8 protein-coding genes are annotated in these 8,576 nt (G+C 70.2%); 4 read left to right on the top strand and 4 right to left on the bottom strand.

The genetic code is table 11. The features are described from left to right. Positions 1-352 precede the first annotated feature (352 nt). A complete protein-coding gene (locus QR77_RS21870) occupies positions 353-1,810 on the bottom strand; it encodes an APC family permease (RefSeq protein ID WP_078876996.1) in 1,458 nt (485 codons plus the stop codon). Between the two features lie 233 nt (positions 1,811-2,043). On the opposite strand from QR77_RS21870, the gene QR77_RS21875 reads away from it, so the two are divergent. Continuing rightward, positions 2,044-2,841, top strand: a complete 798-nt coding sequence (locus QR77_RS21875; RefSeq protein ID WP_040023784.1) for a YwqG family protein — start codon at positions 2,044-2,046, stop codon at positions 2,839-2,841. 218 nt (positions 2,842-3,059) lie between these two features. After that, positions 3,060-3,959 (top strand): hypothetical protein, encoded by a 900-nt coding sequence (locus tag QR77_RS21880; RefSeq protein WP_150130421.1) that lies wholly within the window; start codon positions 3,060-3,062, stop codon positions 3,957-3,959. Here the strand turns inward: QR77_RS21880 and QR77_RS21885 are convergent. Next, on the bottom strand, positions 3,867-5,294 hold the full coding sequence (locus QR77_RS21885; protein WP_078876998.1) for an MFS transporter: 1,428 nt from the start codon (positions 5,292-5,294) through the stop codon (positions 3,867-3,869). The genes QR77_RS21880 and QR77_RS21885 overlap by 93 nt on opposite strands. A 143-nt stretch (positions 5,295-5,437) precedes the next feature. Between QR77_RS21885 and QR77_RS21890 the strand changes: the two genes are divergently transcribed. Next, on the top strand, positions 5,438-6,196 hold the full coding sequence (locus tag QR77_RS21890; RefSeq protein WP_040023786.1) for a phosphoglyceromutase: 759 nt from the start codon (positions 5,438-5,440) through the stop codon (positions 6,194-6,196). 99 nt (positions 6,197-6,295) lie between these two features. On the opposite strand, the gene QR77_RS21895 is transcribed toward QR77_RS21890, so the two are convergent. Together QR77_RS21895 and QR77_RS21900 are read right to left on the bottom strand one after the other, a co-directional pair. Then, positions 6,296-6,748: a hypothetical protein gene (locus QR77_RS21895; protein ID WP_040023787.1), complete on the bottom strand. Its 453-nt coding sequence runs from the start codon at positions 6,746-6,748 to the stop codon at positions 6,296-6,298. Between the two features lie 36 nt (positions 6,749-6,784). Next, positions 6,785-7,807, bottom strand: coding sequence for a WYL domain-containing protein (locus QR77_RS21900; protein WP_040023789.1), 1,023 nt, complete (start codon positions 7,805-7,807; stop codon positions 6,785-6,787). 120 nt (positions 7,808-7,927) lie between these two features. Between QR77_RS21900 and QR77_RS21905 the strand changes: the two genes are divergently transcribed. Beyond that, a partial coding sequence (locus QR77_RS21905; protein WP_150130577.1) for an MFS transporter occupies positions 7,928-8,576 on the top strand: 649 nt, incomplete at its 3' end.

Below are 8,576 nucleotides of genomic sequence, written 5' to 3' on the forward strand. Positions count from 1 at the left end.
TGGCATGCAGTGATCCCTTCGTGCGTGCCCCGCAGGGCAAGCAAGTGGCAGACGGGGGCCGGGGCGGCAGGACAAGCGAGCATCCCCGGGGAGGGTCCCCCCGGGGCCGGCCCCCTCAAGTTGCAGTTGCGGTGGAGGGGTGGGTGTCAAGGGTGGAGCGCAGCGGAATCGGCGCAGCCGACGCGACGCAGGAGCGCCCTTGGCACCCCCCCCGGAACCGCGAAACTCACAGCAAGGGCCGGCCCCCACGTCCACCACACCCCACTGGCCCACCCCGACCGCCTGCCTGAACCCGCACCCCCGCCGCCGCACCCAACCGACCGCTCCCACCAGCACCACCCCGAAACCCCGCCTACACCGCCGCCTCATCCTTTCCCTCCGCAGTGCCAACCGCACCCCCCGCCCCCGCCCCCGTCCCCGCCTCCACAGCCGACAGGTCCGGCCTCCGTCCCGCCACCAGCAGTCCCAGCAGCAATACAACGCCCACACCTAGCCAGACGAAGCCGAGTTTCTGGGCAGCCACCTGGGCGTTGACGACGACGTACGCCAGGATCAGGAAGCCGAGGACCGGGGCCGCGAGGTGGCTCCAGTACCTCCGGCTCTTGTTGCGGACTACGTAGTGCCACACCACTGCCACATGCAGCACCAGGAAGCCCGTCAGGGCGCCGAAGTTGACCAGGCTGCTGAGCAGCGTGATGCCGTCGCTCCGCGAGGCCATGTATGAGCCGAGGGCCAGCGAGACGCCCGCCACCAGCAGGGTGGCGTTGACCGGTACGCCGTGTTTGCGGTGCACCTTGGCCAGGAAGGACGGCAGTTGGCGGTCGCGCGCCATCGCGTACAGCAGGCGTGAGGTCGCTGCCTGCGCCACCAGCGAGTTGGCGAAACCCCACGCGATCGCCGTGGCCAGCGCCGTCAGCCCCGCGAGCCAGCCGCCTGCGGCTGTGCGGGCCGCGTCGTAGAAGGCGGTGCCGTCCGGGTCACCGGCGCTGATGAGGTGGTCCGGGCGGGGTACGAGCAGCGCGGCCACCCAGGTCTGCACGATGAAGAGCGTCCCTGCCAGCAGCAACGCACCGACCATCGCGCGGCCGATCGCTCGCGCGGACTCCTTGCTCTCCTCAGCCAGCATGGAGATCCCGTCGAATCCCAGGAAGCTCAGCGCGGCGATCGAGACCGCGCCGAAGACCAGCGGCCAGGAGAACGTGCCGGAGTCGTACAGCGGCTTGAAGCTGAAACCGCGTCCCTTGCCCTGCGTGAGGGCGACGATTCCGATGACCAGGAAGACGGCGAGCACGACGAGTTCGCCCAGGAGCATCACCTTGTTGACCTTGGCGGTCATCTCGATGCCCAGGTAGTTGACCAGCGTGTTGAGGATGACGAACCCGATCAGCCAGACCCACACCGGGATCGACGGCACCAGCGAGTTCATCGCGACGCCGGAGATCAGGTACAGCAGGCTCGGTACGAGTACGTAGTCGAGCAGCAGCATCCAGCCGGACAGGAACCCCACGGGCGCGGCGATGCCGCGCCCGGCGTACGAGTACACCGAACCCGCCATCGGGAAGGCCCGCGACATCTCGGAGTACGACAGCGCGGTGAACATCATCGCGACCATGCCCACGGCGTACGCCATCGCGACCATGCCGCCGGAGCCCTGGAACACACTGCCGAAGATGCCGAAGGGCGCGATCGGCACCATGAACACCAGCCCGTAGACCAGCAGGTCCCGGAAGCTCAGCGAGCGGTGCAACTGCTGCTCGTAGCCGTACTGTTCGAGGCTGTTCGCGCTGTCGGGCGCGGGGATGTCGGTCATCACGGTCTCCCTGTGCGAGCCCCGGCGGGGGAGTGGGCTCTGCGGCAGGGGCCGAGCCTAGGGCGGACGGATTCCCACGGATAGGGTGCGTTCCTTCCGGCCTTCCGCCCAGCCTTCCCAACAACCTTCCCCCTCCGGCCTTCCGCTGACCGGTCTTCCGCCTACCGCCTTCCGCCTTCGGCTCCCTCCGCTCGAACCCCTGGTCGGCGAGCGGAGGTTGAGAGGATCCCGCCATGGAATTCGACGATCCCGCCACCATGCGCCGTACCTGCGCCGAACGGCTCGGCGAGAAGGCCGGCCGGCAGTACGCGGCGATGGCCCGCCGTGGCTTCCGGCTGGCCCCTCCGACGGACGACGCCAAGGCCACCGGCCGATGCCGGCTCGGCGGCCCCGCACTGCTCGAACCGGGCGCCCCCTGGCCCGAGGTCGACGGCTTCCCGCTGTCCCTGCACGCCGTACTCGACACCGAGGCCCTCGCCCCCTGGCTCGGGGACGAACTCCCCACGCGGCCGGGCCTGCTCAACTTCTTCTACCTCGACCTGGACGTGCCGTACGAGGAGCGGCCGGATCTGGCCATGTCCAGGCCCGAGGTGTGCCGCGTGATTCCGGCCGATCCCGCACGCGCGGTCGAGACAGCCGCACCCGAACCGGCGCGAAGCTTTCCGGCCACACCCGTCCACGCGGCCGGGGTGACCATGCTCCCGGACTGCTGGGATGTCGATGACGACGACGTCGAGTTCGACAAGGACGAGCTCTGGGGCGCGACGTTGCTCCTCCTCACCGAGATGGGCGACCTCGACGGGAACACCGCAGGCGGTCACCGCGCCTTCGGCTGGCCGGACACGTCGTACGCGTCCCGGGTGACCGACCGGGACGCCGGCGGCCCCGCGATCCATCTGCTCCAACTCGCTGAGGACGTGGAGCTCGGATGGGGCTGGGGCGACGCCGGAACGATCTATTTCACGATCCCGGCGAAGGCGTTCGCGGCGGGAGACTTCAGCATGGCCACGGCGGCCATCCACTCCTGCTGAGTCCCACCGAGCCCGCCTCATCGCCTGTTGGAACGGCCTGAACCGGGCCGTAACTGGCCGCAAAGCTTTGGCCTGTACTATCGCGCGCAGGTGGCTCGGGGGCTCACCGCTACCCGCCGGTCGCGCGAGAGCTTCGGATCTCGGACCCCCCTTGAGCCGCCCCGACTTCGTACGACTCGCATCGCATCGCATCGCACGTACCTTCAGGGGGGACCCGCATGAACCTCACCCGCATGGGCCGAAAACTCTCCTTCACCGCCATAGCCGCCGGCTTGGCGCTCGCCGTGCTTCCCGCCGTAGATGCCGGCGCCGCACCCGCCGGGTCCGCACCAGCCGGGTCCGCACCCGCCGGCGCCGCACCGGACACCACGCGAGCCGCTGCCGCCGGTACCCAGATCTACTCCGGCACCGGCTGGAAGATCGACGACGAATCCGGCATGTACTCCCTCTCGGGTGACGGCACCGGCTACACGTTCCAGTTCGCCGACGCCGACGCGCAGACCAAGCTGGGCGCCGCCACCAAGCAGGCGGCGGCTCAGCTCACTTCGGTGACCGGCATCAAGTTCACCGTCTCGACCACTCTCAAGCCGTCCCCGGAGAACTGCGCCGACCAGCCGCGCCACGTCATGACGCTGGCGGTCAAGTACCGGCCGCTGGACGGCAAGAAGGGCTTCTCGCGCGCCCTTCAGTGCTACAACTCCGGTGACCACAGCGCCTGGGGCGGCTGGGCGTTCATGGACACGGAGTACTGGACGGTCCCCAACTGGTTCGGCACCGACAAGACCGTCAACGCGTCGAAGACCAAGAACGCCATCACCCACGAGATCGGCCACATGGTCGGCATGGACCACCCGAACGTCGACCTCAACGGTGACGGTACGGTCGCCGACTTCGAGTGCGCGCCGACCCCGAAGAACTACCTGCCGGTGATGTGCTCGCCCAACGGCGGATACCTCGCGGCGGCCGACGGCGGCAACTTCACCTCGCTCGACGTACCGGGCCTGAAGCAGCTCGTCGCCAACTGGTCACTCCCGATCCCCGCCGCCGAGAAGGGTCTCAGCCCCGCCACGCCGGCCGACGGCGCTCCCAGGGGCGTGGCCGCCGGGTCCGCCTACTGATCCGACCGGTTCGACAGCCGCCGCCGCGGTCACAGCGACAACGGCGGCGGTACCGGCGGCGGTACCGGCCGCGCTACCGGAGTACTCATCCGCCTTCTCCAACTTCTCCGCCTTCTCCGCCTTCTCCGGACCGAGCCGCCGCATCAACAGCCAGTACCCGGCCGCCGCCCCCGTACCGGCCACCGCGCACCCGCCCCACAGCCACTGCGCGCCGAAGCGGTCGATGACGAAGCCCGACAGCACCGGGGCCGCCAGCGCCGCCATCGCCCAGGACATGCTGTAGACGCCCTGGTAGCGGCCCCGGCCGTGTACGGGCGACAGCCGTACCACCAGCCCTGTCTGGGTAGGCGCGTTGACGATCTCGGCCAGCGACCAGACGCCGATGGCCAGTACGTAGAAGCCGAGCGACCCCGCGAACGCCGTCAGCCCGAAGCCGTACCCCGCCAGCAGCGCCGAGGCGATCAGCAGGCGTCGCGGATCGCGGTGCTGGGTGAAGCGCGTGACGGGGATCTGGAGCGTCACGATCAGCACGCCGTTCACGGCGATGGCCAGCCCGAAGTCCGTACTGCTGAAACCGTCCGCGCCCATCGCCACCGGCAGTCCCACGAAGGCCTGTTGGAAGAGCAGCGCGAGCGCGAAGCTCAGGCCGACGACGCTCATGAAGCGCCTGTTCCGCAGGACCTCCCAGAGGCGTACCTCCGGCACCGCCGGCTTCTCGGCGGTCGCCCGGGCCCGTTCGGGACGCGACTCCGTCACCTTCAGGAAGACCAGCACCGCGCACAGGAGTGTCATCAGGGCCTCGCCGAGGAAGCCGGCGAGGAAGCTGTAGCGCGCGATGAGGCCGGCCAGGACCGAGGAGACGGCGAAACCGAGGTTGATGGCCCAGAAATTTAGCGAATACGCCCTGACCCGGTCCTCGGGACGGACGATGTCGGCGATCATCGCCTGTACGGCGGGACGCGATGCGTTGGAGGCCATGCCGACCAGGAACGCCACGCCCGCGATCGCCACCGGATCCCGCATGAAGGCGAGCAGCGCCACCGAAACGGCCGTCGACGACTGCGCGATCAGCATGGTGGGCCGCCGCCCGAGCCGGTCTGACAGCACTCCGGCGACGAGCGAGGAGATGACTCCGCCGAGGCCGATGAGCGAGGCGACGAGACCGGCGTACGAGGCCGAGTAGCCACGGTTCACGGTGAGGTAGAGCGCCATGAAGGTCGTGACGAACGTCCCGAGTCGGTTCACCAGCGTGCTCGTCCAGAGCCACCAGAACTCCGGGGGCAGCCCCGAGACGCTATCGCGTACGGCGGCTCGTACCCGAACGGCGACAGGCATGCGGCATCCCCCAACGACAGGCCGAGCGCGGTAAGTGGCCAGACGGCCACGAGAACCTTACGTATCCCGGCCGTGCGCGCGCCACCGAGTTCCCGCCCACAGGCGCTGCCGAGGCCGGAATCAGGTCCATTAGGCTTTGGCACATGGCCGACGCACCGTACAAGCTGATCCTCCTCCGCCATGGCGAGAGCGAATGGAACGCGAAGAATCTGTTCACCGGCTGGGTGGACGTCAACCTCACCGACAAGGGCGAGAAGGAGGCAGTCCGGGGCGGTGAGCTGCTGAAGGACGCCGGCCTGCTCCCGGACGTCGTACACACCTCCGTCCAGAAGCGCGCCATCCGCACCGCGCAGCTCGCGCTGGAGGCGGCGGACCGCCACTGGATCCCCGTCCACCGCTCCTGGCGGCTGAACGAACGCCACTACGGCGCGCTCCAGGGCAAGGACAAGGCGCAGACGCTCGCCGAATTCGGCGAGGAGCAGTTCATGCTGTGGCGCCGTTCGTACGACACACCGCCGCCGGTCCTCGAGGACGGCGCCGAGTTCTCGCAGAGCGGCGACGCGCGCTACTCGACGATCCCGCCGGAGCTGCGCCCGCGCACCGAGTGCCTCAAGGACGTCGTCGTCCGCATGATGCCGTACTGGTACGACAGCGTCATCCCGGACCTGCTGACGGGCCGCACGGTCCTGGTCGCCGCCCACGGCAACAGCCTGCGCGCCCTGGTCAAGCACCTCGACAACATCTCGGACGCCGACATCGCGAGCCTGAACATCCCGACGGGCATCCCGCTGGTCTACGAACTCGACGAAGACTTCCACCCGGTCAACCCGGGCGGCACCTACCTGGACGCGGACGCCGCGGCGGCGGCCATCGAGGCCGTCAAGAACCAGGGCAAGAAGTAACGCACCGCACGACCGAGCCCCCTGCCCGCGGTTGCCCATCGCGAGCTAGGGGGCTCGCTGTTGTGTTGTGCGTCAGGTGCGTCAGGTGCGTCAGGTGCGTCAGGTGCTGCGGGTCAGGGTCATGGTCCAGTTGGTTGTCCAGGTCTGTTCGCCGTCCACGGAGAAGGCCTGCTCCCAGCGCGGTGCGTCGCCGGTCGTTCCCGACCAGATGAAGCGTGCCCTGATGGGTCTGCCCGCGTGGGTGTCGTCTCCGTAGAACTCGCCCCTGCCGTCGGTGAAGCGGCCCACGACCGGGGGGAACAGGGTGCCGGTGCGCCTGCTCGCCCAGTACAGGGACCACTCCGCGCGCTCGGGGTCGTACAGCCGCAGGGTGAGGCCGGCGAAGCCCTTGGTCGGGAACACGATCTCGTCGAAGTTCGCGCCGCCGTCGAAGTGCCGGGAGGCGTGGCTGTGGGCCGGGAACTCCTCCCAGGCGCTGGTGTCGTCGAGGAAGTCCGTACGCCACCGGTTGGCCACGTCCCAGGAGCCGGTGAGGAAGTCGAAGTCGTTCATGGGCGGACCGTACGAGCACCTCGCTGACATCTTGTGTCAGGGGAGTTCGGGCGGCCGGCGTGCGTACGTGTCCGCCAGCGTCCGCACCGCGTCGCCCACCGCGCGCCGTAGCCCGGGTGGCGACACCACCTCCGCCTCGGCGCCCAGGCGCAGGACCAGGGAAGCCGTGTGGGCGGTCGATTCCAGCGGGATGGCCACGCGGATCCGCCCGTCGCTCCCCGGCGGCCCCGCGCCGGCGCGCGCCGCGCGGGCGAGGGACGGTTCCAGCAGGTGGGGGAGGCGGGCCAGCAGTTCGGGTGTGACAAGGAGCACCGCCTCGCCCTGGACTCGGCGGCGGTCGAACTCCGCCAGGTAGCTGCCCCACTGCTCGGCCAGGTCGAACCCCTCGGGCCGGGCGGCCGGTTCGTCCAGCACCTCCAGGTCCAGGATCTGGGACACGCGGTACGTACGGGCCGCCGAGCCCGGCGTTCCCTGCCGCGCCGCCGTCTCCGTACCGCCCGCGAGCAGGTACCAGCGGCCGGACTTGAGGACGACGCCGTACGGATCCAGCGTCCGGTCCACCTCCCTCGGCTCCGCCCAGCGCCGGTAGCGCATCCGGATACGGCGCTGGTCCCAGACGGCGCGTACGACGCCGGCCAGATGGGGTGTGGGGCCCGCGGCGTCGTACCAGTTGGAGGTGTCCAGGTGGAACCGCTGCTGGATGCGGCCCGCCCGGTCCCGCAGCTCCTCCGGCAGCGCCGCCGTCAGTTTGAGCTGGACGGTGGCGAGGACCCCGCCCAGCCCCAGATCGGCTGCCGGGCCCGGCAGCCCGGACAGGAACAGCGCCTCGGCCTCCTCGCTGGTCAGGCCGGTGAGCCGGGTGCGGTAGCCGTCGACCAGCCGGTAGCCGCCTTCGTGGCCGGCCTCTCCGTACAGCGGTACTCCCGCCGCGCTGAGCGATTCCACGTCCCGGTAGACGGTGCGTATGGAGACGTCCAGTTCGTCGGCGAGCTGCTGAGCTGTCAGGCGGCCACGGGCCTGGAGCAACAGCAGGAGGGAGAGCAGTCTGCTCGCGCGCATGAGGACAAGTGTGCGGTCATCCACTGACATGAGGTGTCAGTGGAGTGCTCGTACGTTTCCGACCTCGTCACGGTGTCGCCGTGTGCGCGCGCCGCCCGCTCTTCGGAGGTACCACCGAGCATGTCCCCCCGCTCGCTCTTCGCCCACCGTTCCGTTCCCGCCGGTGGTGGGAGTGTGCTCGCCTCCCCGTCACCCCGTCGTGTCCTCCTGCTGCCGCTGCTCGCCGTCGGCATGTTCGCCATCGGGACCGACGGTTACGTCATCGCCGGGCTGCTCCCACCGATGAGCCGCGACCTCGGGGTGAGCGAGAGTGCGGCCGGGCAGCTCGTGACGGTGTTCGCGCTGGCGTACGCCGTCGGCGCCCCGCTGCTCGGCATCGCGATCGGCGGGCTGCGCCGGCGTCCGGTCCTCGTCGGCAGCCTCACGCTGTTCGCGGCGACGAACGTCGCCGCCGCGCTCGTCCACTCGTACGCGGCGATGCTCGCCGTCCGGGTGGTCGCGGCGCTGAGCGCCGCCGTCTTCACCCCGGCCGCGGCCGCCGTCGCCCCGGAACTGGTCCCGGTCGGGCGGCGCGGCCGTGCGCTGGGCACGATCGGTGCGGGGACGGCTGTGGCCACCGCGCTCGGCGTGCCGCTGGGGACGCTGATCGGCGGGGCGTACGGCTGGCGGGCCACGTTCCTGGCGGTCGCGGCTCTCGGGGTGCCGGCGGTGGTGGGCGTGGTCGCGCTGCTGCCGGCACTCCCGCTCAGGTCACCCGCGTCACCCGCGT

It is taken from the genome of Streptomyces sp. 150FB (assembly GCF_000818195.1).
GTDB lineage: Bacteria > Actinomycetota > Actinomycetes > Streptomycetales > Streptomycetaceae > Streptomyces.